Below are 26,487 nucleotides of genomic sequence, written 5' to 3'. Positions count from 1 at the left end.
CCTGGGTAGCAATGTGAAAGGCTTCCTGGACAACCTGCGCCAGATCGGAAGGCTTTTTCACCAGATAATTATGTTTGGTGCAGTGGCGGGTGATGCCGACCGTATCGGCTTCCTGGAAGGCGTCGGTGCCGATCAGATTGGTTGCAACCTGGCCGGTGATGACAACCATCGGAATGCTGTCCATCAGCGCGTCGGTGATGCCGGTGACCGCATTGGTCGCGCCCGGACCGGATGTGACGAGTACGACACCAGGCTTGCCGGTAGAGCGGGCATAGCCTTCCGCCGCATGGGTCGCAGCCTGCTCGTGGCGGACCAGGATATGTTTTATCCGGGGGTGCTCGTAGAGCGCGTCATATATGGGAAGCACAGCGCCGCCCGGATAGCCGAAAACGGTATCCACACCCAGATCCAGCAGGGTTTCGACCAATATATCGGCGCCGCTTTTTTCGGCCACATCATGCTCCATCAACTGTCTGTTACGCGTGCTGGCCCGCCATGATGCACTGCAACACAATAGGCAAGGCTTTATCAATTCGGGGCTGGCTACATATCTGAATATGTTATGTCAAGGCCTAATCGCGTAATATAATATCAAATATATCATCGATATTGATATTATCCATGCTTTCTACCCGGTGCCAGTCGGGCGGGCTCTGGTTGCGGAACCACGTATACTGGCGCTTGGCATATTGGCGGGTCGCGATCTGGGCCCGTTCGATAGCGAATTCCCTGCTGATATCGCCCGCTATCCAGGCCGCGATTTCCGTGACACCGATCGCCCGCATGACCGGGAGATTGCCAGGGAGATTGCGGGCCAGCAGCCGTTCGACCTCTTCCCGCGCGCCGCGCTCGATCATCATGTGCAATCGCCTGTCGCAGCGTTCGTAGAGCCATTCGCGAGGCGGCAGCAGCACCAGCGGATGCAATCTGATCCGGTTGCCGATTCCGCCTGTCTTGTGCCTTTGCCAATGGTCGAGCGTCTTGCCGGTCGACCGGACCACTTCCAGCGCCCGCTGAATGCGGGTGGTGTCACTGGCGTTCAGCCTGTCCGCCGAAACCGGATCCAGCTCCTGGAGCGCGCGATATGCTTCCAATAGTTCCATTTTACGGATTTCCTGCCGGATACCGGGATCGATTTCGGGAATCGGCGCGATCCCTTCGAGCAATATCCGGACATAGAGTCCGGTGCCGCCGACCAGTATCGGCAGCAGGTCGCGTTCGTGCGCTGCAGCGATTGCCGTCTTGGCTTCACTCGCCCAGCGCGCCGCAGAACAGGCCTCCATGCCGTCGATATAGCCGAACAGCTGATGCTCTACGCCTTGCATCTCGTCCCGGGTCGGGCGCGCGCTCAATATGGTGAGATCGCGATAGACCTGCGCGCTGTCGGCATTGATGATTACCGAGGGTTGCTTTTTGGCAATGTCCAATGCCAAGGCGGATTTGCCGCTGGCCGTCGGACCTACGACCAGCGCAACATTCTGGTCCTGTTTCGGAGAAATCATGTTCATCGCCACGCTCATAGCAAAAGAATCCCTGAATGAGAGAGATATTCAGTCGGCGATCGCCCGCCTGGGCGAGGCTGATGTCACCATCGCGCGCCAGTCCGGCCTGATCGACGGACGGGTGCTGGATATTTTCTTCAACGGCGATCCGGGCACGGCGCGGAAATATCTGGAAGAGATAGATGGCGATATCGATGTGGCAGTGCAGCCGGAAGCCAATCGTCTCAAGAAACTCCTGATTTCCGACATGGACAGCACCATGATCACGGTCGAATGTATCGATGAACTGGCCGATTATGCCGGCATCAAGTCGGAAATCGCCGCCATCACCGAACGCGCGATGCAGGGCGAACTGGATTTCGAGGAGGCGCTGCGCGGCCGGGTGGCGCTGCTCAAGGGCCTGGAGACCGCCGCGATCCAGCTATGCCTCGATGAACGGGTCAGGATCATGCCGGGCGCCGAAACCCTGGTCCGGACCATGGCCCGCGTAGGTGCGACCACTATCCTGGTGTCGGGCGGATTCACAAAATTTGCGAAGCCTGTCGCGCAAGCCATTGGTTTTGAGTCCTTTCATGCCAATGTGCTGGGCGAATCCTCCGGCTTGCTGACCGGCGGGCTGGACGGGCCGATCGTCGATTCTGCCCGCAAGGACCAGCTGCTGCAATCCGCTGCGCAGGATGGCGGGCTTTCACTGCAATCCTGTCTGGCCGTCGGCGACGGGGCGAATGACATTCCGATGTTGCAAAGAGCCGGGCTGGGTGTCGCCTATCACGCCAAACCGAAGGCTGCGCAGGCCGCTGATGTGGCGATCCGCTATAATGATCTTACGGCGCTGCTATATATTCAGGGCATTACCGCGGACCAGTGGGTTTCGCAATAGGTCCGGTTTACCGCTTCTTGGTAATGCAGTCATTGCCGGAAGCCTTGACACGACCGCACAGGGAATCGGCCTGCGCCCGGCTTTCGAACGGTCCTGCCTGCAAGCGCGTGATGCCGCCCGCCCTGACCAGATAGGGCTGCAACCCGGAAAGGGCGGAAACGCTCCCTTCAAGCTTGGTCCAGAGGGTTTTTGCCTTGTTCTCGTCGCTAAACGCGCCGAGTTGCACGCGCCAGTCGCCACTGGTGGCGGTCTGCACCGGCGCTGTTGCGGTTGCGACAGGCGCTGCCGGCGCAGGCTGCGGGGAAGGCGCATAGGTCACGCCAGGAGTGATCGGGCCGGCCGATGGCACCGGATCGGGCAGTGCAGGGCGGGATGGCGGCAGTTGGGCGGTCTGTACCGCTCCGCTGGACTGTGCCGGGCGCAAGCCGCCGATTTGCGCGGTTCTGACCCGCTTTTCATCCTGTTCCATCTGGCCGGCCAGTTCGACCGCCCGCCGCCGGTCCTCGACTGGAATGAAGCGATCCATTTGTGCCAGATTGGAGGTTGCCTGAGGCAAGTCCTGCGCCGAGGCGCGGGTCATCAGCGCATAGGCCCGGATCCAGTCCTTTTCGACAAAATCTCCGTTGAAATGGCCGGTTCCCAGTACATATTGCGCCCGCGGTTCGCCGCGTTCCGCTGATGCCTGAAGATAAGGCAGGGCTTCGCTGCGACGATTGCCCTGGAACAGCACCAGGCCATAATTGTCATTGGCCTGCAAATGGCCCTGATCCGCTGCTTTCTTGTACCATTTTCCGCTTGGGCCAGATCCTGCGGAACGCCGCGGCCAAGCTTGTAGGCCTGGCCCATGTTGAACTGCGCATCAGCATCGCCTCGCTCGGCGGGCCCGCGCCATTCGTTGATCGCCGTTTGGAAATCCCCGCGTCCCCACGCATCGACGCCGTCCTTCACATCCGCCAGAGCAGGTGTCGCACCCAGGATCAGCGCCAGACCGAATAACGGTGCGATGGAATTATGGGCCTTTTTCATGGATTTTCCTCGGTAATCAGATTTCAAAACTAGCGCCTTATCAACCGTTTGCATGTTGCTAAACCCCTGAGACTCTTCAAGTCTAGTAAAAACTGGAGAGGCGGCTCGGGAATCCTCTGCCGGAGAATGTAACCGATAATCGCGCCAGCGCAAAATTCCCCTCGATCCTGTTAACCCTATTTTAGCCCTGTTCTGTCACAAAAGCCGCAGATTAGAGATTTTCAGGCAGTGATTGCCGTGGTTGAACAAGGGGAAGAGCGTGCGAGTTCTAGCAATGGCTTCGCAAAAGGGCGGTTCCGGCAAGACGACTTTGTCGGGTCATCTGGCTGTGCAGGCACAACTGGCCGGGGCAGGTCCTGTCGTGTTGATTGACATTGATCCGCAAGGGTCACTGGCCGATTGGTGGAACGAGCGGGAAGCCGAGCTGCCCGCCTTTGCCCAAACCACGGTGTCGCGTCTTGCTTCCGATCTGGCGATATTGCGCCAGCAGGGCTTCAAGCTCGCCGTCATCGATACGCCACCGGCCATCACCATGGCGATCCAGAGCGTTATCTCGGTTGCCGAACTGATCGTTATCCCGACCCGCCCGAGTCCGCATGATCTCAGAGCGGTTGGTGCTACCGTCGATCTTTGCGAGCGGGCAGGAAAACCCCTGCTTTTCGTCGTCAACGGCGCGACTCCGAAAGCCAAAATCACATCCGAAGCAGCGGTCGCTTTGTCCCAGCACGGTACGGTTGCACCGATTACGGTCCATCACCGCACCGACTTTGCCGGTTCGATGATTGATGGCCGGACCGTGATGGAAGTCGATCCCAAAAGCCGTTCGGCGCAGGAAGTCGTCCATCTCTGGTCCTATATTTCCGATCGGCTCGAGAAAAATTTCCGCCGGACGATATTCAGCGCTCCGGCGATGGCACAGAATGTCAATCCTGGCATGCAGCGACCCGGTGGCAATTTTGGCCGCCGTGTGGTTGGTTCGTGATGGGAGAGGCTGAAAAATGAGCGATCCCAAACCCCTTGCATCCCTTTCGTCCAGCCTGCTGCTCGCAAGGGCGGTGCAAAACCGGCGATGCGTCGTCAGGGCTACACGAATTTCCCAGACCATGGTTCCGACCTTGATGGCGCAATCCATGAAGACCTGGGCTGGGATGACATGGGCTATGATGTCGATCCCGATCATGACGCGCATCCGGTTGAACATATTCACAATCCCCTGGCCGGAGCGATTCCGAATCCCGGTGCCGCCGTCCGGCAGCAGCAGGAGGAAATTGCCGCCAAGTTGGGGGTGAAGCCTTCGACCGAGGATTCCACCAAAACGGACGCGGAAAATGCCGGCGATACGCCTGTTCCATTGTCGATTTCGCGGGACGTTCAAACGCTGGCCGAAAGGCCATCGGTGCTGGAATCCGCAAGGCTCCCGAAGGCCGAACCCAGAAAGCCCCGCCCGGCTACGAAATCCCGGACGCGCAAGGCCAAAACGGCATTCACTCTCCGTCTTGATCCCGAACGGCATTTGAAACTGCGCCTGGCAACCGCGGTCAAGAATATTTCGGCCCAGCAATTGGTGACTAGGGCTGTCGACGAATATTTGAAGACGATCCCCGAACTGGATGATCTGGCCGAACGCGTTCCGTCGCGCGGTTCTGTCTGAATCGGGCGAGAAGAGAATTTAGAACGGAAAGACTGACTTTTATTGCGAGGGCATAAAAATGAAACGCGATGTAATTTTGAAAATGGCTGCTTCCTCCATGGTGTTTGCCACCGTGTTGACAGGCTGCGGTCCCTTTGGCGGCGGCTCGGTCGCATCCATGTCCAGCAAGCCGGCAACGGTCAAAGACGGTGCGAAATATGCCAAGAAGGCCGAAAAGGCCTTGGCTAAAGGCGATCTTGAAGCTGCGATCGCCTATGCCGAGCGTTCGGTTGCAGGTGTCGGCAGCGATCCCGAGACACGGGCGCTTCTGGGCCAAGCCTATCTGTCCGCCGGACGCATGGCTTCTGCCGAACGCAGTTTCCAGGACGCGATGGAACTCGGCAAGAGAGACGCGCGCACCATTTTGAGCCTTAGCCTCGCGCAGCTGGGGCAGGGCAAGGCGGACAAGGCGAAAACCCTTGTCGTCAACAATCGCCAATATATTCCGGCTGCCGACTATGGCCTCGCCCTGGCGCTGGCCGGCGATAGCAAGACCGCCATTGAGGTTCTCGAGCAGGCGATCCGCGGATCCAATGTCACGGGCCGTACCCGCCAGAATCTCGGTCTGGCTTACGCGCTGGATGGTCGCTGGAAAGAAGCCAAGTTGATGGCAGTCCAGGACGTGGCACCGGCTGCGGTCAATGAACGGGTCATGGAATGGGCCCAGATGGCTCGCCCCGGCGCTTATCAGACCCGCATTGCCACCGTGCTGAACGTGACTCCGGTCGCCAATGATCCGGGTCAACCAGCGCAACTGGCGCTTCGCTTGAATTTTGCGCCGACCAACGTCGCTGCATCGCCCGAGCAGGATTATGGGCGCGAAGTCGCCAGCTTCGATCGCAACACGCCGCTGCCGGCCGTCGGACCAGCACCAAAAGCCGGCTCCGATGTCGATTTCCTCGCCAAGGAAAATAATGTCAAAGTTGCGTCGGTTGCATTACCGGCCAGCAGCGCGGTTGCCAAGGCAACGGCCCCGGCAGCCAAGGCACAGGCCAAGCCGGCTCTCGCTGCGACGCCCGCCAATTTTGTTGTCGAACGCGACAAGCCTGCACCGGTAAAAACCGCCGGCTTACAGAATTCGCCAGCCGCCAAACCAATATTGCAGAAGACGGCTTATCAGCCGGAATCGCAAACCGTGGTCTCGACCTCCGGTACCCATCTGGTCCAGCTCGGTGCTTTTTCCTCGCCAGCCAGCGCCAAGCGCGCCTGGGGAATTTTGTCGGCCAGAAACAGCGACCTGAAGTCGTTCCAATATGCCAGCTCACGAGTCAACGTGAAGGGACGGACGCTTTACCGGCTGGCAGCCATCGGCTTTGGCAATGCGCAAACCGCCGAAGCGATGTGTGACGGTATCAAGGCCAAGGGCGGCAATTGCATCGTGCGCCATGCGACGGGCATCAACAAGGTTGCGCCTTCACGCATGGCCAGCCAGGCCCCCAAGAAACTCGCTTCGCGCTAGGCAATCCAGAAACGTGATAAAGGCGGCGGGCTAATAAGCTCTGCCGCCTTTATATATGGCCGTTACCCGGCCCTGGACCGGCAGGCCGTCAAACGGCGTATTGCCGGCAGCCGCTGCCATTTTCCTTGTGTCCACCCGCCACGGCGCATCCTCGTCGATCAGGATGAAGTCGGCTTCATATCCCGCTTTCAGCAGCCCGGCCTCGACCCCCAATATTCTTGCCGGATTGGCGGACAACAGATCGAACAGCCGCCCGGTTGAAATCATATCGTCGCGGACAAGCGTGAAAGACAGCGCCAGCAAAGTTTCCGCCCCGGCCATGCCCGGCGCAGCTCGGCAAAGGGCAGGCGCTTGTCTTCCGGACCGCGCGGGTCATGGCCGGAAGAAATCACGTCAATGGTGCCGTCTTTCACAGCTTCAACGCAGGCGAGGCGATTGTCCTCGTTGCGCAGCGGCGGAGAAAGCCGCGCGAATGTCCGGAAATCGCTGATCGCGATGTCGGACAAGAGTAGATGGGCAGGGGTGATGCCGCAGGTCACCGGCAGCTTTTCGGATTTTGCCGCCCGGATCAGCTCAAGGCCGGCTTCCGTAGTGACCTGACGGAAATGGACATGGGCACCGGTTTCGCGGACCAGCGCGATATCCCGGGCAATCGCCACCGATTCGGCAGAAGCCGTGGCGCTGGCCAATCCCAGACGGGTTGCGGTTTCGCCATTGGTCGCGACCGCATCGCCGGTCAGACCGGCGTCCTCGCTGTGCACGATCAGCGGCAGGTCCAGCGATTTGCAATATTGCAGCAGCCTCAGCATGATTCCGCTGTCGGCGATCCATTGCCGGCCGGTGGCCACGGCCTTGGCGCCGGAGCGCTGCATCAGGCCGATCTCGGCCAGTTGTTTGCCCTGAAGCCCCTTGGTGGCCGCCGCGATCGGATGGGACCAGAGATCCGGTTTTCCCTCCACGGCATTATGCTTGATCATCGCGGGCAGATCGAGGATCGGGGCCTGATCCGGCATCAGCGCCGCCCGGGTGATCCCGCCGAAGCGGAATGCCGGCTTGTCGATCGCAAAACGCCGAGATCGACGATGCCGGGCGCGAGAAGCCTGCCTTTGCAGTCGATTGTCTCGCCGCTTTCCCCGTCATTACCATCATCCGCCGCAGCGATGCGTTCACCTTTGACGACCAGATGGCCTTCCGTCGGCTGCTCTGCGTTCGGGAGAATCAGGCGGGCGTTGGTGAATATCTTCTTCATGACCAGCCCTCCACGCCGCGGGACTTGCGGGTTAATATGTCGAGACAGGCCATGCGCACGGCAACCCCCATTTCGACCTGTTCGGTTATCGCAGAATTTTCGATATCGTCGGCCACTTCGCTGTCGATCTCGACGCCGCGGTTCATCGGGCCGGGGTGCATCACCAGGGCATTGTCGTTGGCACGCTGCAGCCGCTCCCGGGTCAGGCCGTAAAGATAATGATATTCGCGCGGGCTGGGGATGAAATCCCCGTTCATCCGCTCGTTCTGCAGCCGCAGCATCATCACCACATCGCTGCCCTCCAGGGCTTCGTCAAAATTGGTGAAGACCTCGACATTGAACCGGTCAAGGTCGGCGGGCAGCAGGGAAGGCGGTGCGCAGACCCTTACTTTCGCGCCCAATGTGGTCAGGCAATAGATATTGGACCGGGCCACCCGGCTGTGCATCACATCGCCGCAGATGGTGACGGTCAGCCCGCTGATCTCGCCCTTGCGCCGCTGGATGGTCAGCGCGTCGAGCAAAGCCTGGGTCGGATGCTCGTGGCGCCCGTCGCCGGCATTGAGCACCGGACAGTCGACCTTGTCGGCAATTAGCTGCACCGCGCCAGAGCTGCCGTGGCGGATAACGATGGCATCGGCCTTCATCGCGTTGAGCGTGACCGCCGTATCGATGAGCGTCTCGCCCTTCTTGATGCTCGATTGCGCCGCGTGCATGTTGACGACATCAGCGCCCATGCGTTTTCCGGCAATTTCAAAGGAGAGCAGCGTTCTGGTGCTGTTTTCGAAAAACGCATTGATGACGGTCAGGCCATCAAGCTTGTCGGCATGTTTGCTGGATTTCTTATTGAGATCGACCCATTGCTTGGCCTCTTCCAGCAAGAATAATATCTCCCAGGGCTGCAGCCCGGCGATACCCAATAGATGACGATGAGGAAAAGCATCCGATCCGGCTGGAAAGGTCTGCGACGATGCGGTTTTTGCGATGTCATTAAAGCGGGTTCTATAGAGTCATCAGGGCAGCGCGGCAAGCCTGTCGATGGCGCCCTGCAAAATATAGGCGGCGGCCATTTTGTCGACGACCTTCGCCCGTTTTTCCGGCTGACGTCCGACGCAATCAGATCGCGGGTGACGGCCTGGGTGCTCCAGCGTTCGTCCCACAGGAGAATCGGCAGGCCGAGAGGTTTGAGATTTTGCGTAAAGGCGCGTGCCGCCTGGGTCTGCGGGCTCTGGCTGCCGTCGAGATTAAGCGGCAGACCAGCGACCAGTCCGACGACATTCTGTTCGGCAATCACCGTCTTGATGCGTTCCAGATCCTTGGAAAATTTGCGCCGCTCGATGGTTTCCGCCGGCGTCGCGAAGGTCCAGTGCGAATCGCACAGCGCCATGCCGACGGTCTTGGTGCCGATATCGAGACCGAGCAACCGGCCGCCGCCGGGCAGCGCCTGCGCAAAGGCGGCGACATCATCAGAGATCAGCGTGCCGGAAATGCCGCCATCCTCCGGCGCGCATCGGCGCGAATATTGGCCCAGAACAGGCTATAGTCATAAACGTGATAATTATTGCCGGGCAGGGCATAGGGGCCAAGCTCGGGCGGGTCACCGATCAGCAGAAAACCGCGCGGATCGCATTTTGCCGGTACCGATCCGACAGTGAGGCTCGCTTCGCTCAGATCGTCATTCGGGACCAGCGTGCCGAGATTGGCTGAAGCCGGAGAGGATGAGTTGACATCGCCGTTGACCGGGTTGCTGCACAGAAGCTTTGTATCCTTGCGCGGCTCGCCGTTGAAGCCGATGGTCAAGTCATAGACGTCCACGATCCGGCCATAATCCGCGGGTTCGGCAAAGCTCTGCCAGGCCATGATGCAGCGCGTCTGATCGGGTGCTTCGCAAATATCGAGACCCATTTCCGGAATGTCCGTATCCACCGAAACCGGCCAGCCGACGACATAGGCAGCGACAATCCGGTTGGCGAGCGGCGTGCCCGCGACCCGGTCCTTGAGCAAATTGGTCAGATGTAGACTGCCCTGGCTGTGCCCGGCCAGGATGATCGGTTGGTCACCGGGGATTTCCGCAACAAAATAATCAAAGGCCGCCAGAACATCCCGATAGGCCGCGTCCAGCGCCTGCTGGCCTTCGGGCTTTGTGGTCAGAAACGCGCCGAGGGTAGCCTGGCGATAGCGCGGAGCCCAGACGTTACCGATGCCATTGAAGGCGCTGGCCTGCCCGCGCAGGAAAATGCGTGCCCGATCCTGCGATTCCTGATCATCGAGCGGCGCGTTCCAGTGATCCTTTTTCAGGAAGGACGTCGGATGAACGAAGAAAACGGCGGCCTTTGCGGATTCGGGTAGCGCAGGCTCGCTGTCTTCATAGCCTTCTGGAAGCCACAGGGCAGGGTTGTCTTTCACCAGCTCGGGCCGCGCCAGCCACATCGCGGTATCGGCATAAACATTGGTTTCCAGCACTTCCTGCGCCGCAAATTCGGTGTCGGGCACAAAGGCCACTTCCATCAGATCGTCGCCATAGACCTGATAAACAAATGCGCCGGCGAGCACGAGAATGACCATGCCTGCGACAAAATAGAGAAATTTACGGGCCAAATGACACTCCAACCTATATACTGCCGCTTCAATCCGCTTGAAGCCGCTCCGCGCCAGTGCTAGCGGCGCTCGGTACACAATAAAAATCCAAAATACCCGAAAAAAGATGAACCTGAAAAGAATGAGTCATGTCAATCGATAAGGAAACCGTCAAAAAGATCGCCAGCCTCTCGAGGATCGCGATTACCGAAGCCGAAGCGGACGCCTTCGTGCCCGAGCTCAACCAGATATTGGGTTGGGTCGAGCAACTGGGCGAAGTGGATTGTTCGAAGGTCGAGCCGATGACGGCGGTGATCCCGAACAAATTGCGGCTGCGCGAGGATGTCGTCACCGATGGCGAGATTCGCGACAAGATACTGGCCAATGCGCCGGTTGCCGAACATGGCTTTTTGCCGTTCCGAAGGTGATTGAATAATGATGCTGCCGAAACAGAACCCGTTCGCCCTGAGCCTGTCGAAGGGCCCGGCGGCAAACACCAATGCTTCGACAAGCTCAGCACGAACGGAGCCAGTGCTATGACCGCAATATTTGAAATGGGTATCGCCGATATCCGCAGCGGCATTGCCGATGGTGAATTCACCGCAAAGGAAGTCGCAGAGACCTTCATTGCCCGCGTCAGCGCGGCCAAGCCATTGAACGCATTTCTGGTCGAAACACCGGAACATGCTCTGGCGGCGGCGGAAGCCACCGACAAGGCGAAGGCCAACGGCGAAACGCTCGGCAAGATGGCCGGTGTTCCGATCGGCATGAAGGACCTGTTCTGCACCGAGGGCGTCGCGACCACCGCAGCCAGCCTGATTCTCGAAGGCTTTGTTCCGCAATATGAGTCGACCGTATCGTCCAACCTGTTCAAGGCCGGGGCCGGTATGCTCGGCAAGCTCAACATGGACCAGTTCGCCATGGGCTCGTCGAACGAGACCAGCGCCTTCGGCAATGTGATCTCACCCTGGCGGCGTAATGACGGCGGTAACGTCGATTTGGCTCCCGGTGGTTCATCGGGCGGCAGTGCAGCGGTAGTCTCGGGACATATCGCCCCGGCAGCCACCGGCACCGACACCGGCGGCTCGATTCGCCAGCCCGCCGCATTCGTCGGCATCACCGGTTTCAAACCGACCTATGGCCGTTGCTCGCGCTGGGGCACGATTGCCTTTGCCAGTTCGCTCGATCAGGCCGGTCCGATGGCCCATGATGTCCGCGATTGCGCGATCATGCTCGAATCCATGGCCGGTTTCGATGCCAAGGACTCTACCTCGCTGAACCTGCCCGTCCCCGACTGGGAGGCGGCGCTCAACAGCAATCTCGCGGGCAAGAAAATCGGTATTCCCAAGGAATATCGGGTCGACAATATGCCGGCCGAAATCGATGCGCTGTGGCAGAAGGGCATCGAAATGCTCAAGGATGCCGGCGCGACCATCGTCGATGTCTCGCTGCCGCATACCAAATATGCGTTGCCCGCCTATTATATCATCGCACCGGCCGAAGCTTCGTCCAACCTCTCGCGCTATGATGGCGTGCGCTACGGTCTGCGCGATCTGCCGGACGGGGCAGGGCTGCAGGACATGTATGCCGCCACCCGCGAAGCCGGTTTCGGACCGGAAGTGAAACGCCGGATCATGATCGGCACCTATGTGCTGAGCGCCGGCTATTATGACGCTTATTATACCCAGGCGCAGAAGGTCCGCACGCTGATCTCGCAGGATTTCGACAAGGCCTGGAACAGCTGCGACTTGTTGCTAACGCCAACCGCGCCAAGCGCAGCCTTTGGTCTGGGCGAGAAAAGCGACGATCCGCTGGCCATGTATCTGAACGATGTGTTCACCGTGCCCAGTTCACTGGCCGGATTGCCAGCGATGTCGGTCCCAGCCGGACTGGACGGCAAGGGATTGCCCCTCGGCCTACAGATCATCGGCAAGGCGCTGGATGAGCAGAGCGTGTTCAACGCAGGTCTGGCAATCGAGGAACGGGCTGGATTCGTGGCGAAACCGGAACAGTGGTGGTGAAATTTGCTGGGCGAGTTAATCAATGAATTGGTTTTTAAGCCGATATTGTCTGTTTTATTGTGGACCGTCTGGGCTGCAATACTGTGGATATACTGCCTACTAACGTTTCAATTGCATAATTTCAGCAGGTATTTTGATTGGTGGAATAACTTGCTCCTGCATGGAAGAATTAAGCGGAAGAATCCATATGACTGAATCAACATATCGTATCCAGGGCGGAACCGGCGAATGGGAGGTCGTGATCGGCCTCGAGGTCCACGCCCAGATCACATCCAAGTCAAAGCTCTTTTCGGGAGCTTCCACCGAATTTGGCGCCGAGCCGAATACGCAGGTCAGTCTGGTCGACGCCGCCATGCCCGGCATGTTGCCGACGCTGAACGGCGAATGCGTCCGTCAGGCGGTGCGCACCGGTCTCGCGATCAATGCGCAGATCAACAAATATTCCCGCTTCGACCGCAAGAATTATTTCTACGCCGATCTGCCGCAGGGTTACCAGATTTCCCAGCTTTACCATCCGATCGTGGGCGAGGGCGTGATCCAGATTTCGCTCGACGAGAAAGATCCCGACGCCCATGGCAAGGCGATTGGTGTCGAGCGTATCCATATCGAGCAGGATGCCGGCAAGCTGATGCATGACCAGCATCCGACCATGTCCTATGTCGATCTCAACCGCTGCGGCGTTGCCTTGATGGAAATCGTCTCCAAGCCGGATATGACTTCGCCCAAGGAAGCGGCGGCCTATGTCCGCAAGCTCCGCTCGATCCTGCGCTATGTCGGGTCATGCGACGGCAATATGGAACAGGGCTCGATGCGCGCCGACGTCAATGTCAGCGTCCGCAAGCCCGGCGGCGAGCTCGGCACCCGCACCGAGACCAAGAATGTCAACTCGATGCGCTTCATCCAGGCGGTGATCGAATATGAAGCCCAGCGTCAGGTCGACCTGATCGAGGATGGCGGCGAAGTCGTGCAGGAAACCCGCCTGTTCGATCCGGACAAGGGCGAAACGCGGTCTATGCGCTCGAAGGAAGATGCGCACGACTACCGCTATTTCCCCGATCCCGACCTGTTGCCGCTGGAGCTGGAAGATGACTTCATTTTCGACTGCAAGGCGAGCCTGCCGGAACTGCCCGACGAAAAGCGCGCGCGTTACAAGAATGTCCTCGGCCTGAGCGCCTATAACGCCGCAGTGCTGACCGCAGAGCATGAAACGGCCCTGTGGTTTGAGGAGCTGCTCGAAACCACCGACCAGCCTGAAAAAATCGCCAGCAGCGCCGCCAACTGGGTAACGTCCGAACTGTTCGGCGCGCTCAACCGCATGGGACTCGACATCGAGAATAGCCCGGTTTCCCCGGCACAGGCCGCTGAATTGCTCAGCCTGGTTGCCGATGGCACGATTTCGGGCAAGATCGCCAAGCAGGTCTTCGAGATCATGCTCGAAACGGGCGACGGCGCGAAAAAGATTGTCGAGGAACAGGGCCTGAAACAGGAATCCGACACCGGCGCGATCGAAAAAGTCATCGCCGACGTCATGGCCGCCAACGAAGACAAGGTCGCCCAGTATCGCGACGGCAAAGACAAGCTGTTCGGTTTCTTCGTCGGCCAGACGATGAAAGCGATGCAGGGCAAGGCCAATCCGCAGGTGGTGAATGAACTATTGAAGAAGGTCCTTGATTGAAGCGGTGAATGCAAATAGCGTCCCCTGAAATCTATAATGGATTTCGGGGGAGGTTATTCAGTGCGGAATTTTGCGATATTCATCGCGGCGGCTAGTATTTCACAGGCTGCCTGGGGGCAGGCGATCAAATCGGAGCCGCCGCTGGAGGTTTTTCGGAAGACCAAATTGCTGCGATCGAATATCCCGATCTGCAATTTGAAGAAACCGAAGCGGATATCAGGGTTTACGACAAATATTTCTTCTTCCACCGGCCGGACACGAGCTTTGACGTTGCCTTCGGCGATATAAACGAATGCGATGCCCTGGCGCGCGGCGCGGGCTATTACAGCACCAGCGTCTCTTATTATTCGCCGCAAGCCGGCATGCTGGGCAGCGCGGCCGGTAGCATTATCGGCTCACTGGTGGCGGATGCCATTTTCGGTTCTGCCGAGCGCCGCCGGGTCCGTCGCGTCAATCTTCGCAACTGCATGGCCTTCAAGGGCTATGACCGATACGGCCTCGAAAAGGAGCGGTGGCAGAAATTCCATTTTGAGGAAGGCTTCGGCGAAGCAAATGACGACAAGCGCCGGGAATATTTCTTGATCCAGGCCAAGGTAATATCCGGCCCGAAACCGGCAGGCGAGGTGCTTGAAAAATGAAAAACAATATCACGCGGAAATTCGCAATCCTCTTGCTTCCCCTGATCGCTCTGGCGGCAACCGGTCCCGCTCAGGCGGAGAGCCGGAATATCGAATTCGATTCCGTCGAAGAAAAAATCTGAAAACGGCAAATTCCTGTTTGACGAAAGCAAGGGATATATATTCCTGCACGGAAACAGCCGACAATGGGGTGTCTTCATCAAGGAACCCGGTCAGGAAAATATCGCGGCCTACGAGGCCGAGTGGACCGAACAGTTCGAGAAGGCGAAAAGCAAATATGTTCGGGAACTTAAAAGATGGGAAGGCCTGACCGAATCCAGGGCGAGCCGCCCCGGCAAGAAGCCGGTCGAACCAACCGCCGAAACATTCTCGATCGGACCGATCGAATTGTGGAATTCGGTCAGCTTTGGTCCCCAGTTTGTTTTCTCCAAGGACAAGTCCGACAAGGAAAATCCTGTCTTCAGCTATATGATCGAAGTCGAACCGGGCAATTATAATTATTTCGGCCCGGTATTGAGCGTCCCCGGTGCGGCGACGACTGGTGTCTGCTATTGCATGGGCAGCGTGAAATTTTCGGTCAGGGCCGGACAGATCACGGATCTGGGCAATTTCCTGACCAATGCACCCGCATTAGACAATGGCGGTACAGCGCTTCTCGGGCCGATGCTTTTGCAGGAGAACTCTCCCGATTCAAAGGCGTTGCGCTGGCTGAAATTGCCGGTCAAGTTCGGATTGCCCGATTCTCTTTCATCCTATCCCGCCGCACGTGCGGAATTTGCGCCCTCGGGCAAGCTGAATAATGTCTATCGGGCGATGGTCAGCAGAATGGGACCGGTCGAAGGCCTGTTCAGATATGAGCGTGACCAGGTGATTGATATCAAGGCCGAGGAAGAAGCGGCGCGCGTCGCGGCTGCTGAAGCAGCGCTGGCCGCATCACCTGCGCCAGAAAGTGCCGCAGAAGCTGAGGTCACGGAAGCGGACGCCATTGTCTCTGACGCTGTGGTTGAGTGAAGCGGGGTCGGGCAGGCAAGGCCCTATGGCCCGTGACCAGGCTGATTCGGCAATTGGTCGATTAGAATTTCAAACCCCACTTGCCCTCAACGAGCCTTTCGGCTAGGCGCGCGGGTCAATCGTACTTCGATAGAGTTTTGACGACTTAGCTGGGCGGGCGTGGCGGAATTGGTAGACGCGCCAGATTTAGGTTCTGGTATCTTCGGGTGTGGGGGTTCGAGTCCCTTCGCCCGCACCAAGTTAGTTGCAATATCTATCGTTACACATCGAATATGAAGGCACCAGAAGGATAGTCATGCAGATTGTTGAAACGCTGAACGAAGGTCTGAAACGGGCCTATGAAATCAAGATTACCGCGAAGGATATCGAATCGCGGGTCGAAGCCGAAGTGCAGAAGCTTGCACCACAGGTGAATATGCCCGGCTTCCGCAAAGGAAAGGTTCCGGCCAATCTTGTGCGCAAGATGCACAATGACGCCCTGATGCAGGACGCGCTGACCAGCTCGATCCAAGAAAGCATCGAGAAAACCATTACGGACAATAATCTCCGTCCGGCGATGCAGCCCAATGTCGACCTTGAAGAAGGCTATGAGCCGGGCAAGGACGCCAATGTGAAGCTCGATCTGGAAATCCTGCCGGATGTTCCGACTCCATCGGTCGACGGTCTGAAACTCGAACGCCTTCAGGTGGAAGCGGACAAGAAAACCGTTGATGAAGCGCTGCAGAAATTCGCCGAAAGCCAGAAACAGTTCGAAACCGCACCCAAAACCTACAAGGCGCAGACCGGCGACCAGTGCCTGATCGATTTTGAAGGCAAGGTTGACGGCGTGCCGTTTGAAGGCGGCAAGGGCGAAGGCATGGCGATCGAGCTGGGCTCCGGCCGTTTGATCCCGGGCTTCGAAGACCAGCTGATCGGCAAGAAGGCCAATGACGAAGTGCTCGTCAAGGTGACCTTCCCCGACGACTATAATGTCGAGGACCTCAAGGGCAAAGACGCGACGTTCGACGTTGTTGTTGCCGAAGTGCAGAAGCCGAAGGTGGCAAAAGCCGACGACGAAATGGCGAAATCCATGGGTCTGGAAGGCATTGACCAGCTGTCCGAACTGCTCAAGGGCCAGATCGAACAGGAACTCAACGGCCTGACCCGGACCCATATGAAGCGCAAGCTTCTGGACCAGCTGGCAGCCAGCCATGATTTCGAAGTGCCACCGGGCATGGTCGAAGCCGAATTCAACCAGATCTGGCAGCAGCTCGAGCAGGAAGCGGCCCAGGAAGAAGATCCGGAGGCGGCCCGCAAGGAAATGGAAGACGAGAAAGACGAATATCGCGATATCGCGGTGCGTCGTGTCCGTCTTGGACTGCTGCTCTCGGAAATCGGCCAGGCCAATGGCGTCGAAGTCAGCCAGCAGGAAATGGGCATGTTGATCCAGCAGGCGGCCCAGCAATATCGTCCGGAAGACCGCGACCGGTTCGTCCAGTATATCCAGCAGGACCAGATGGCGGCAGCCCAGCTTCGCGCACCAATGTACGAAGACAAGGTTGTCGACTTCCTGTTTGAAAAGGCCGAAATCACCGACCGCAAGGTAACGCGTGAAGAGCTGGAAGCCGCGATCGAGGCAGAAGACGAAGCCGAAGCAAAGCCGGCAGCCAAGAAAAAGGCGCCAGCCAAGAAAGCCGCTGCGAAAAAGCCAGCTGCCAAGAAGGATGATGCCGAAAAGGCACCGGCCAAGAAGGCTGCAGCGAAAAAGGCTCCGGCCAAGGCCGCTGCCGAGAAGGCTCCAGCCAAAAACCGGCGGCCAAGAAGCCGGCGGCGAAAAAGCCGGCTGCCAAAAAGGCACCAGCCAAGAAATAATCTATCCCGTCGGGACGTTAAAAAAGCCGGGCAGGGTGAACCTGTCCGGCTTTTTATGGGTTGCGATCAACGAGATCTGGCTGCCAATGGAGCGCGCCAGCCCTCGTTAGATGATGACTTCGCTAGCCTTGTCAATCACGGTGCCGAGAATGCCATATTCCTTGGCTTCTTCGGTGCTCATCCAGTAATCGCGATCAATATCCTTGCGGACCCGCTCGACGTCCTGTCCGGTTTCGTCCGCGATAATCCGCGCCAGTCTTTCGCGCATCTTGACGATTTCCTGCGCCTGAATTGCGATGTCCGATGCCTTGCCGCCGGCACCACCGGATGGTTGATGGATCAGGAACCGGGTATTGGGCAGGCAGAAGCGCTGTTCCTTGGGAACGCCGAGGAAAATATGCGTGCCGGCGCTCGCGACCCAGCCGGTTCCGATCATGGCGACCGGTGAGCTGATATAGCGGACAAGATCGTGAATCGTATCGCCCGATTCGACGTGACCGCCGGGAGAATTCAGAAAGATGCGAATGGGATCATTGTTGACATGGTCGAGATAGAGCAGCTGCGTCGAGACCCGCTCCGCCAGCTTCTGGTCAATGCCGCCGAATATCATGATCGTACGGGCTTCCAGAAATTTCGTCATCATGGCGCCGGGCAGGCCACCGGACTTGTTCTCTTCCTCGTCCTCTTCGTTGTAAAAGGGTGTAATCGGGCTGTTGGTGGTTATCATTCTTGACTCCGCAGATGGAAATTCGACTGGCACCGATCACGGAACGATCAGCATTGCCTTGCATAACATGTAGGGATAGCCGGGATGGTGCACAATGATCCTTGTCTCGACAAGGTATTTTTATTGGCGGCAATCATTCTTGCTCAAGATCGTTAAAGCCCTTGAACAATTCGGCGATAATCCCGATGTAGTGGCGACGCTGAAGACAGGCGCAAAAGAGATAAAAACAGGACGACCCACAACATGCATGATCCGATCACAGACGCTCTAGTCCCGGTTGTTATCGAACAATCCAACCGCGGCGAACGCAGCTTCGACATTTTTCCCGACTGCTGCGCGAGCGGATCGTATTTGTTACCGGCCCAATCGAGGACGGCATGGCTTCAATCATCACCGCACAATTGCTGTTTCTGGAATCAGAAAATCCCAAGAAAGATATTTATCTCTACATCAACTCGCCAGGCGGCGTGGTGACCGCCGGCATGGCGATCCACGACACGATGCAATATATCCGGCCCCGCGTCGGTACGGTTTGCGTCGGTCAGGCGGCCTCGATGGGCAGCTTCCTTCTGGCAGCCGGCGAACCGGGCATGCGCATGGCCACCACCAACGCGCGGATCATGGTGCATCAGCCTTCCGGCGGCGCCCAGGGCATGGCATCGGATATCGAGATCCAGGCCAAGGAAATCCTGCGTATCCGTGCAAGAATGAATGAACTTTACGCGCAATATACCGGAAAATCGGTCGAAGAGATCGAGAAGGCCATGGATCGCGATACATTTCTCGAAGCCGACGAGGCCAAGGCTTTCGGCATCGTGGATGAAGTCTATAACAAGCGTCCCGTGCCGTCGGAAGATACCAAATAAGCCGTTGGTGCGGCTCTAAACGAAATTTAAGCCATATTTGATAGACTTGCCTATTCGCCGGAAAAGCCGCGAAAAAGCGGTGGCAATTTGCGATATGGCGGTTAGATATAGAATATAGGCCGGTTTAAAGGACTTTTTATGACGAAATTGACGGGATCTGATTCGAAGAGCACCTTATATTGCTCTTTCTGCGGCAAATCCCAACATGAAGTCCGCAAGCTGATTGCCGGACCCACGGTGTTCATCTGCGATGAATGCGTAGAGCTTTGCAACGACATCATTCGCGAGGAAACCAAGGGTGCCGCTACCGGCCGCAAGGACGGTGAAGTCCCGACGCCGCAGGAAATCTGCGACGTATTGAACGACTATGTGATCGGACAGAAACGCGCGAAACGCGTGCTGTCGGTTGCTGTCCACAATCATTACAAGCGCCTCAACCACGCCGCCAAATCCGGCGATATCGAACTGGCAAAGTCGAACATCCTGCTCGTTGGCCCCACCGGCTGCGGCAAGACGCTATTGGCGCAGACCCTGGCGAAGACATTTGATGTGCCGTTCACCATGGCCGATGCGACGACATTGACCGAGGCCGGCTATGTCGGCGAGGACGTCGAGAATATCATTCTCAAGCTGCTTCAGGCGTCCGACTATAATGTCGAGAAGGCCCAGCGCGGCATTGTCTATATCGACGAAATCGACAAGATCAGCCGGAAAGCGGAAAATCCGTCGATCACTCGCGATGTTTCCGGTGAAGGCGTTCAGCAGGCTTTGCTGAAGCTGATGGAAGGCACAACCGCCAGCGTTCCACCGCAGGGTGGCCGCAAGCATCCGCAGCAGGAATTCCTGCAGGTCGATACAACCAATATCCTGTTCATCTGCGGCGGTGCATTCGCCGGTCTGGAAAAGATCATCGGTGACCGTCTGGAAGGAAAATCCATCGGTTTCGGCGCCCATGTCGCCGCTCCGGAAGAACGTCGTGTCGGTGAGCTGCTGGCCCAGGGCGAACCCGAAGATCTGCTGAAATTCGGCTTGATCCCTGAATTTGTCGGCCGTTTGCCGGTGATCGCGACGCTCGAGGATCTTGATATCGATGCGCTGGTAACGATTCTTCAGGAACCGAAAAACGCGCTGGTGAAACAATATAGCAAATTGTTCGAGCTGGAAGGCGTCGGCCTGACCTTTACCGAAGACGCGCTGGTTGCGGTCGCCAAAAAGGCGATCGAACGGAAAACCGGTGCTCGCGGTCTGCGCTCCATCGTCGAGAATATCCTGCTCGACACTATGTTCGACCTGCCCGATTTCGAAGGCGTGGACGAAGTCGTGATCGACAAGGATGTTGTCGCCGGGACCAAGGATCCGGTGAAGGTGATTGCGAAGAGTGCCAAGGCGAAGAAGGAAGACGCGGCTTAGTTGTTGGCAGTAAGCTTGGCTGGTTTCCCGAATAAAATTCCGAACCTATTTTTCTGCTGTTCTGCAAGCATCTTTTCTTGCTCATCAAACTGCTCGCGACTTTTCCATCCGCGAGGATCGGGGCCGTATTTATTCGGACCGATCGTGCTGGGTAGGAAAAGTATCACCAAAACGCAGATCACGACGGCAATGACGAATCCTATATGAACATAGCTCGCCAAAACTAACCCTATTATAGCGACGCTCAAAAACCAGCCGCTGCGGTTTGCATCATGTAAACGACGCACGGTGAACAATGCCAACAATCCATCAGATATTATTTGCAATGCCGTTAGTCGAATATCCTGACTATCCCAATTTGCCGGATCAGAGCGAAAGCCAAGGTTTAGCATCAGATTCAATCGTCCAAAAATCTGGAACTCTATGCCAACCCAGGCCAGGCTCAGGATAAGTAGGAATATCAAATAGTTAAACCGTCCAATTCGATTATTTCGAATGAAGTTCATGATATTTCCTTGAGCTAACTGATGCCACGGATCTCGATGTCGGAACGTGTGAAATTTGCATTCCATTTCTCCGGGAAATGGTCATTTGTAGATGCAACTGTCCAACCCCTCGTTGGCCACCACATTGATTCGCGCCGCAATCGTATTGCCATAGCGCCGGGTGAAGCCGCTGGCGCCGTTAACTGCGCGCTTCTTGGGCAGGGGCAAGGCCGCTGCGATGCGTGCCGCTTCGATCTTGGTCAGATCCTTCGCGTCCTTTTTGAAATAGCGCTGTGCACCAGCCTGCACGCCATAGGTGCCGATGCCGGTTTCCGCGATATTGAGATAGACTTCCATGATCCGGCGCTTGCTCCAGATCGTCTCGATCAGGAAGGTGAAATAGGCTTCCAGCCCCTTGCGGAAAAATCCGCCGCCCTGCCAGAGAAAGGCGTTTTTCGCGACTTGTTGCGAAATGGTCGACCCGCCTCTTATCCGCCCGCCCTGAGCGTTCCGCTGGATCGCTTTCTGGATCGCTTCGGTGTCGAAACCGTTGTGGCTGCAGAATTTGCTGTCTTCGGCAGCAATCACGGCGCGTGCCATATTGGGGGAAATATCGCTGAAGCTCGTCCAGTCCTTGGTGATGCCATTTTCGTCCAGAATCATGGTCGCGGTGACCGGTGGTGGCACAATCGCATAAATCCCGACCCACGCCACCGTGATCAGAATGAAATAGACAGCAAATTTGAAGAGAAATCTGATCGCCCGCATGAGGGGCAGCCTAAATGCAAAACGCCCCGAAAACAATTTCTGTTTCGGGGCGCTTCGCTAGTTCGGACCGGAGTCGTGCCCGGCGATCAACTCGCTGCCAGAAGCTGCTTTTCTCCGGCGATACGGAGCATCGCCTTTTGCAGTTTTTCGAACGCGCGAACTTCGATCTGACGAATGCGCTCGCGGCTCACTTCATAGACCTTGCTCAGGTCTTCCAGCGTCTTGGGATCTTCCGACAAGCGGCGTTCAGCCAAAATATGTTGCTCGCGCTCGTTCAGCGAACCCATGGCTTCGGTCAGCATTTCGTGACGGAAATCGGCTTCCTGTGCGGCAGCGATCGATTCATCGTGCAGCGGGCCGTCGTCTTCCAAAATGTCCTGCCACTGGCCGCCATCGCCGTCCTCGGACGACAGGGAGACGTTGAGCGACGCATCGCCGCCCATCGACATGCGGCGGTTCATATTGACCACCTCATGCTCCGCGACGCCAAGATCGGTGGAGATTTTCTGCACATCTTCCGGTGACAGATCACCGTCTTCAAACGCATCGAGATTATTCTTCATCCGGCGCAGGTTGAAGAACAGTTTCTTCTGGGCCGCGGTCGTGCCCATTTTAACGAGGCTCCAGCTGCGCAGCACATATTCCTGAATGGATGCACGGATCCACCACATCGCATAGGTTGCGAGGCGGAAACCGCGATCGGGTTCGAATTTCTTCACGCCCTGCATCAGGCCGACATTGCCTTCGGAAATCAGATCCGACACGGGCAAGCCGTAGCCGCGGAAGCCCATTGCAATCTTGGCAACGAGTCGCAGATGCGAGGTGACGAGCTGGGCTGCTGCTTCCTGATCCTTGTGCTCAGAATAGCGTTTCGCCAGCATATATTCCTGTTCGGGAGTCAATATCGGAAATTTGCGAACTTCCGAAAGATATCGGTTCAGGCTTGCATCCCCCCTAAGGCTGGGATCTTGGCCGGAACATTGCTACCATTAGCCATTTTCGTTCCTTCTTTGTTGTGCCGCCAGGCCTCATCAAGCACCCTTTGGTCAAAAGCGATATAAGGTGTGTTACTTATACACGCAACTTCATGAATAGTTCCTGCATATCGTCCGGGAAATCGATAGAAAACATCAATTTTTCGTCCGTTATCGGGTGAACAAATCCAAGACTAGCAGCATGCAGCGCCTGGCGTCGAAATTGAATATCTTTTCGCCGGGAAAGTAATGATTTTCGACCAGCGCCATAGAGCGGGTCACCAATCAGGCTGTGCCCGATATGGGTCATATGGACCCTGACCTGGTGGGTACGTCCGGTTTCCAGCGTGCATTCGACCAGCGCGGCGCCGTCGAGCATTTCCTTGACTGTATAATGGGTCATTGCCGCTTTGCCCCGGTCGTCGCCGACAACCGCCATTTTCTTGCGATTGACATTGCTCCGGCCGATGCTCCCCTCGATCGTTGCCATGGGCGGATTGGGCCGGCCGTTGACAATCGCCAGATAGCGCCGCTCGATATCATGCTTGGCGAACAGGGCGCTAAGGCCCTGATGCGCCGCATCGGTCTTGGCCGCGACCATCAGTCCCGACGTATCCTTGTCGATCCGGTGGACGATTCCGGGCCGGGAAACGCCGCCAATCCCCGACAACTGGCCCCGGCAGTGGTGTAGCAGCGCGTTGACCAGCGTGCCGTCGGCATGTCCGGCGGCGGGATGCACGACGAGCCCCGCCGGCTTGTTGACGATGATGAGATGCGTGTCTTCAAAGACCACGTCCAGCGGAATATCCTGAGGCTGGGCCGGTCCTTCGACCGGTTCGGGAATGGTCAGTTCGAATGGTTTGCCGGCCAGTTTCTTGGCCGAAGGATCGGTGAAGACCGTGCCGTCGACCAGCAGGTTCCCATTCGAGATCAGCGATTTCACGCGCTCGCGCGAAAGCCCTTCCACCACCTCTGTCAGGGCCGCATCCAGACGCTGTTTTTCTGAGAATCCGGCAAGATTCCGGATATTGTAGATTGCCCCGCGTTCATCGCGTAGATGTGGGCCATGCAACTGTTTATATCAAGCGCGATGTTGGCCGAACTCCAGCAACTCGCCATCGCGGCAGCGCAGCAGGAGGTCTGCGGGATATTGTTCGGCAGCGCGGGCCGGGTCCGGTCCTATCGGTCCGCGCCCAATGTCGCTGCCGATCCGAGGCGCCATTTCGAGATTGATCCGGCCATATTGATCGCCGCAGAACGAGACCAGCGCCGCGGCGGAGAGCCCATTGTCGGCTATTATCATTCGCACCCGAACGGACCGGTGAAGCCTTCCCCGACCGACGCCGGCAGCGCTGCGCCCGATGGCCGGCTATGGCTGATCCTCAACGGACAGGACGCCGCCGCCTGGCATGCGGTTGAAAACGGGGAAATTTATGGTCGTTTCAATGCGATCCCCCTTGATTGCACTGGTGCAAAAGGCCAAACAGCCGCGGAATGAAATTACAGTTAAGGGCGCGTTTATATGTCGAATAGCGAAGTTGACCTGGCATCACTGCTGTGTTCGAAAATATGCCATGATTTGCTCAGCCCGGTCGGAGCGCTCAACAACGGCCTCGAATTGCTGGAAGGCGAAACCGACCCGGTGATGCGCGATCGCTGCATGGATCTGCTCGCGGACAGCGCCAGAGTATCGGCCAACAAGCTGAAATATTTCCGGCTCGCCTTTGGCGCTGCCGGCGGTTTCGGCGACAATGTCGATCCGGCAGAGGCGCGGCTGCTGATTGAATCACTGCTCGGCGATTCGGGCAAGATCACTCTGGGCTGGGCCTTGCAGGGCGAGGCCTTGCCCAAGAAAGCGATCAAGATTCTCCTCAATCTCGCGCTAATTGCCAAGGAAACCCTGGTGCGGGGCGGACGACTGGATGTCGGTGCCGAGCAGGGGGAACTGGGGGTCGAGGTCGTTATCCGGGCAGAAGGCGACAAGATCGCGCTTGACGAGGGAATACGATCTGCCCTGGATGGTACCATCGCGCAGGCCGATCTCAGCGCGCGGACCGCGGGCGCGTGGATGACCCGGGAACTGACCCTGAAAAATGGCGGCGATTTGCGGATCTCGCCACCATCGACGACAGAATTGCTTTTGGGTGCTATCGTCACCGCCTGATTTGCGAAGGAGAGGTCTTTCATGGATGCGATATGGACGCCGTCTCCCAATTTTGACGAGCGCCAGCTGCCGATAAGCATTCTTGTGATGCATTATACCGGCATGAAGGACGCGGCTTCGGCGATCAGCTGGCTGGCCAATCCCGAAGCCAAGGTTTCGGCCCATTATGTGGTGACCGAGGATGGCCAGATCGTCCAGATGGTCGAAGAGGAGAAACGGGCCTGGCACGCGGGGCGGGGCTTCTGGCGCGGGATCAGTGATGTGAACAGCGCCAGCATCGGTATCGAAATCGTCAATCCCGGGCATGAATGGGGTTATGTGCCCTTCCCGGAAGAGCAGATGGATGCCGTCACCCGTCTTGCGCATGGCATCGTGCAACGGCACAATATCGCCCCGACCAATGTGATCGGACACAGCGACCTCGCGCCGGCGCGCAAGCAGGATCCGGGCGAATTGTTCGACTGGGATCGCCTGGCGCGCCACGGTATCGCACTGAAAAACCGGCGGTGAAGCTGAACGACCCGCCATGGACCGACGGCGGCTTCATGCTGGCGCTGGAACGGTTCGGCTATGATATATCCGAGCAGACCGCAGCAGTGGTGGCTTTTCAGCGGCGTTTCCGGCCAGAAAATATCGATGGCGTGATCGATGGCGAGTGTCGCTCGCTGCTTTTGTCTTTAATGTTGGACAGAGAGCGCGGAATCACTAAATAGAGCGGACCAGAGGGTCGGCCAGCCGCGGCAGTTTGTCGAGGAAAGTCCGGGCTCCACGATTAGAAGGTGCCGGATAACGTCCGGCGGGGGCAACCCTAGGGAAAGTGCAACAGAAAGCAGGTCGCGACGGCTTCGGTCACGTGACAATGAAAGGGTGCGGTAAGAGCGCACCGCGGGACTGGCAACAGCCCTGGCATGGTAAACCCCACCTGGAGCAAAACCAAATAGGGGCGGCATATGGCTTTTTCGGCCTGCTGCCCGGGTTGGTTGCTTGAGCCACGCAGCAATGCATGGCCGAGATGAATGGCTGGCTATTCCGTTTCGGCGGATGGACAGAACCCGGCTTACGGACCCTCTGGTATTATCTTAGCGGTGGAAGTCGCAGGGTTCGTCTGTTAGAATAGGGACTATGCCAAAAGCAAAACGATCAGATAACTGGGGTTTCCCGAGATGGGGAAGCTACGAAAGTTCGCGCGAGACCCAGCAGGTCAAGATTTGTGACCGGCACGGTTGCGACGAAGCCGGCAATTGTCCTGCGCCGAAATCCCCCAACAGTCCCGAACGCTGGTATTTCTGCCAGACCCACGCTGCGGAATATAACCGGGGCTGGGATTATTTCGAGGGTCTCGACAAGGAAGAGCGCAAGAAGCGCGAAGCCGATGAGCAGCGCGACGCCAATGCCTATCAGGAAGCGGCGCATTACAGCTGGATGGGGTCCGGCGACGGCAGCCGCTCGCGCGATGAGATGACCGCGCTGGAGATTTTTGATCTGACCCCCGATGTCGAATTCGACACGGTGAAAAA

General features: G+C 57.6%; 23 protein-coding genes, 1 tRNA gene, 1 other RNA gene and 7 pseudogenes. 20 read left to right on the top strand and 12 right to left on the bottom strand.

The window, feature by feature from the left end; all coding sequences use genetic code 11:
- Both C8024_RS16235 and miaA read right to left on the bottom strand, forming a co-directional pair.
- Positions 1 to 454: thiamine pyrophosphate-binding protein (locus C8024_RS16235; RefSeq protein WP_367947393.1), on the bottom strand; the 454-nt coding region annotated here is incomplete at its 3' end.
- Positions 455 to 572: 118 nt separating this feature from the next.
- A complete protein-coding gene (gene miaA, locus C8024_RS16230; protein ID WP_173207072.1) occupies positions 573 to 1,508 on the bottom strand; it encodes a tRNA (adenosine(37)-N6)-dimethylallyltransferase MiaA in 936 nt (311 codons plus the stop codon).
- Here miaA and serB point away from each other — a divergent pair.
- Entirely contained in the window at positions 1,501 to 2,382 is an 882-nt protein-coding gene (serB, locus tag C8024_RS16225; RefSeq protein WP_173207070.1) for a phosphoserine phosphatase SerB, read from the top strand. The two genes, miaA and serB, sit on opposite strands and share 8 nt — an antisense overlap.
- Positions 2,383 to 2,389: 7 nt before the next feature.
- On the opposite strand, the gene C8024_RS16220 is transcribed toward serB, so the two are convergent.
- Positions 2,390 to 3,139, bottom strand: a complete 750-nt coding sequence (locus tag C8024_RS16220) for an SPOR domain-containing protein (RefSeq protein WP_367947392.1) — start codon at positions 3,137 to 3,139, stop codon at positions 2,390 to 2,392.
- Between the two features lie 38 nt (positions 3,140 to 3,177).
- Here C8024_RS16220 and C8024_RS23675 point away from each other — a divergent pair, with 38 nt between their 5' ends.
- The 4 genes from C8024_RS23675 to C8024_RS16205 all read left to right on the top strand — a co-directional run bounded on the left by C8024_RS23675 (position 3,178) and on the right by C8024_RS16205 (position 6,557).
- On the top strand, positions 3,178 to 3,378 hold the full coding sequence (locus C8024_RS23675; RefSeq protein WP_367947391.1) for a hypothetical protein: 201 nt from the start codon (positions 3,178 to 3,180) through the stop codon (positions 3,376 to 3,378).
- Between the two features lie 289 nt (positions 3,379 to 3,667).
- Complete coding sequence (locus tag C8024_RS16215; protein WP_173207067.1) at positions 3,668 to 4,390, top strand: ParA family protein; 723 nt, start codon at positions 3,668 to 3,670, stop codon at positions 4,388 to 4,390.
- An 87-nt stretch (positions 4,391 to 4,477) separates the two neighbouring features.
- The gene (locus tag C8024_RS16210) at positions 4,478 to 5,059 is read left to right on the top strand and encodes a hypothetical protein (RefSeq protein WP_254306012.1); all 582 of its coding nucleotides are present in this window, start codon (positions 4,478 to 4,480) and stop codon (positions 5,057 to 5,059) included.
- A gap of 58 nt (positions 5,060 to 5,117) precedes the next feature.
- Entirely contained in the window at positions 5,118 to 6,557 is a 1,440-nt protein-coding gene (locus C8024_RS16205; protein ID WP_173207065.1) for an SPOR domain-containing protein, read from the top strand.
- Positions 6,558 to 6,587: 30 nt separating this feature from the next.
- On the opposite strand, the pseudogene C8024_RS16200 reads toward C8024_RS16205, so the two are convergent.
- From C8024_RS16200 to C8024_RS16185, 4 genes and pseudogenes are all read right to left on the bottom strand, one after another.
- Positions 6,588 to 7,806 (bottom strand): annotated as a pseudogene (locus tag C8024_RS16200) (dihydroorotase family protein).
- Positions 7,803 to 8,789, bottom strand: coding sequence for an aspartate carbamoyltransferase catalytic subunit (locus C8024_RS16195; protein ID WP_173207085.1), 987 nt, complete (start codon positions 8,787 to 8,789; stop codon positions 7,803 to 7,805). The pseudogene C8024_RS16200 and the gene C8024_RS16195 overlap by 4 nt, the downstream one beginning before the upstream one ends.
- Before the next feature lie 27 nt (positions 8,790 to 8,816).
- Positions 8,817 to 9,280 (bottom strand): annotated as a pseudogene (ruvX, locus tag C8024_RS16190) (Holliday junction resolvase RuvX).
- The gene (locus tag C8024_RS16185; protein WP_173207063.1) at positions 9,277 to 10,401 is read right to left on the bottom strand and encodes a DUF3089 domain-containing protein; all 1,125 of its coding nucleotides are present in this window, start codon (positions 10,399 to 10,401) and stop codon (positions 9,277 to 9,279) included. The pseudogene ruvX and the gene C8024_RS16185 overlap by 4 nt, the downstream one beginning before the upstream one ends.
- A 128-nt stretch (positions 10,402 to 10,529) precedes the next feature.
- Here C8024_RS16185 and gatC point away from each other — a divergent pair.
- The 8 genes and pseudogenes from gatC (at position 10,530) to tig (ending at position 17,576) form a co-directional block, all read left to right on the top strand.
- Positions 10,530 to 10,816, top strand: a pseudogene (gatC, locus tag C8024_RS16180) (Asp-tRNA(Asn)/Glu-tRNA(Gln) amidotransferase subunit GatC).
- A 100-nt stretch (positions 10,817 to 10,916) separates the two neighbouring features.
- Positions 10,917 to 12,401, top strand: coding sequence for an Asp-tRNA(Asn)/Glu-tRNA(Gln) amidotransferase subunit GatA (gatA, locus tag C8024_RS16175; protein WP_173207060.1), 1,485 nt, complete (start codon positions 10,917 to 10,919; stop codon positions 12,399 to 12,401).
- Between the two features lie 187 nt (positions 12,402 to 12,588).
- Positions 12,589 to 14,076 (top strand): Asp-tRNA(Asn)/Glu-tRNA(Gln) amidotransferase subunit GatB, encoded by a 1,488-nt coding sequence (gatB, locus tag C8024_RS16170; protein ID WP_173207058.1) that lies wholly within the window; start codon positions 12,589 to 12,591, stop codon positions 14,074 to 14,076.
- A 362-nt stretch (positions 14,077 to 14,438) separates the two neighbouring features.
- The gene (locus C8024_RS16165) at positions 14,439 to 14,714 is read left to right on the top strand and encodes a hypothetical protein (protein WP_173207056.1); all 276 of its coding nucleotides are present in this window, start codon (positions 14,439 to 14,441) and stop codon (positions 14,712 to 14,714) included.
- Positions 14,711 to 14,836: a hypothetical protein gene (locus tag C8024_RS22625; RefSeq protein WP_302051648.1), complete on the top strand. Its 126-nt coding sequence runs from the start codon at positions 14,711 to 14,713 to the stop codon at positions 14,834 to 14,836. Before C8024_RS16165 ends, C8024_RS22625 begins: the two co-directional genes overlap by 4 nt.
- A gap of 265 nt (positions 14,837 to 15,101) precedes the next feature.
- Complete coding sequence (locus tag C8024_RS16160; RefSeq protein WP_173207053.1) at positions 15,102 to 15,725, top strand: hypothetical protein; 624 nt, start codon at positions 15,102 to 15,104, stop codon at positions 15,723 to 15,725.
- A 153-nt stretch (positions 15,726 to 15,878) separates the two neighbouring features.
- A tRNA-Leu gene (locus C8024_RS16155) sits at positions 15,879 to 15,963 on the top strand.
- Positions 15,964 to 16,020: 57 nt separating this feature from the next.
- Positions 16,021 to 17,576 (top strand): annotated as a pseudogene (tig, locus tag C8024_RS16150) (trigger factor).
- Between the two features lie 106 nt (positions 17,577 to 17,682).
- Here tig and C8024_RS16145 read toward each other — a convergent pair.
- On the bottom strand, positions 17,683 to 18,216 hold the full coding sequence (locus tag C8024_RS16145) for an ATP-dependent Clp protease proteolytic subunit (RefSeq protein WP_254306015.1): 534 nt from the start codon (positions 18,214 to 18,216) through the stop codon (positions 17,683 to 17,685).
- 330 nt (positions 18,217 to 18,546) lie between these two features.
- Here C8024_RS16145 and C8024_RS16140 point away from each other — a divergent pair.
- Together C8024_RS16140 and clpX are read left to right on the top strand one after the other, a co-directional pair.
- Positions 18,547 to 19,169 (top strand): annotated as a pseudogene (locus C8024_RS16140) (ATP-dependent Clp protease proteolytic subunit).
- 138 nt (positions 19,170 to 19,307) lie between these two features.
- The gene (gene clpX, locus C8024_RS16135) at positions 19,308 to 20,579 is read left to right on the top strand and encodes an ATP-dependent Clp protease ATP-binding subunit ClpX (RefSeq protein ID WP_173207051.1); all 1,272 of its coding nucleotides are present in this window, start codon (positions 19,308 to 19,310) and stop codon (positions 20,577 to 20,579) included.
- Here clpX and C8024_RS16130 read toward each other — a convergent pair.
- From C8024_RS16130 to C8024_RS16115, 4 genes and pseudogenes are all read right to left on the bottom strand, one after another.
- Positions 20,576 to 21,085: a DUF805 domain-containing protein gene (locus tag C8024_RS16130; RefSeq protein WP_173207028.1), complete on the bottom strand. Its 510-nt coding sequence runs from the start codon at positions 21,083 to 21,085 to the stop codon at positions 20,576 to 20,578. The genes clpX and C8024_RS16130 overlap by 4 nt on opposite strands.
- An 81-nt stretch (positions 21,086 to 21,166) precedes the next feature.
- A complete protein-coding gene (gene mtgA / locus C8024_RS16125; protein ID WP_173207025.1) occupies positions 21,167 to 21,832 on the bottom strand; it encodes a monofunctional biosynthetic peptidoglycan transglycosylase in 666 nt (221 codons plus the stop codon).
- Between the two features lie 86 nt (positions 21,833 to 21,918).
- Positions 21,919 to 22,829 (bottom strand): annotated as a pseudogene (rpoH, locus tag C8024_RS16120) (RNA polymerase sigma factor RpoH).
- Positions 22,830 to 22,903: 74 nt separating this feature from the next.
- Positions 22,904 to 23,776 (bottom strand): RluA family pseudouridine synthase, encoded by an 873-nt coding sequence (locus C8024_RS16115; RefSeq protein WP_367947390.1) that lies wholly within the window; start codon positions 23,774 to 23,776, stop codon positions 22,904 to 22,906.
- Between the two features lie 120 nt (positions 23,777 to 23,896).
- Between C8024_RS16115 and C8024_RS16110 the strand changes: the two genes are divergently transcribed.
- From C8024_RS16110 to C8024_RS16090, 5 genes and pseudogenes are all read left to right on the top strand, one after another.
- Positions 23,897 to 24,304, top strand: a complete 408-nt coding sequence (locus C8024_RS16110; protein ID WP_254306011.1) for a M67 family metallopeptidase — start codon at positions 23,897 to 23,899, stop codon at positions 24,302 to 24,304.
- A 24-nt stretch (positions 24,305 to 24,328) separates the two neighbouring features.
- On the top strand, positions 24,329 to 24,970 hold the full coding sequence (locus C8024_RS16105; RefSeq protein WP_173207019.1) for a histidine phosphotransferase family protein: 642 nt from the start codon (positions 24,329 to 24,331) through the stop codon (positions 24,968 to 24,970).
- Positions 24,971 to 24,991: 21 nt separating this feature from the next.
- Positions 24,992 to 25,683 (top strand): annotated as a pseudogene (locus C8024_RS16100) (N-acetylmuramoyl-L-alanine amidase).
- A gap of 6 nt (positions 25,684 to 25,689) precedes the next feature.
- An RNA gene (gene rnpB, locus C8024_RS16095) (RNase P RNA component class A) lies at positions 25,690 to 26,046 on the top strand.
- A gap of 46 nt (positions 26,047 to 26,092) precedes the next feature.
- Positions 26,093 to 26,487, top strand: a 395-nt coding sequence (locus C8024_RS16090) for a molecular chaperone DnaJ (RefSeq protein ID WP_173207016.1), incomplete at its 3' end; no start/stop codon positions are given.

This window comes from Sphingopyxis sp. BSNA05, from assembly GCF_013265645.1.
Taxonomy (GTDB): domain Bacteria; phylum Pseudomonadota; class Alphaproteobacteria; order Sphingomonadales; family Sphingomonadaceae; genus Parasphingorhabdus.
The sequence above is the reverse complement of the archived record's forward strand: the minus strand, read 5'-3'. Positions and strand labels throughout refer to the sequence as shown.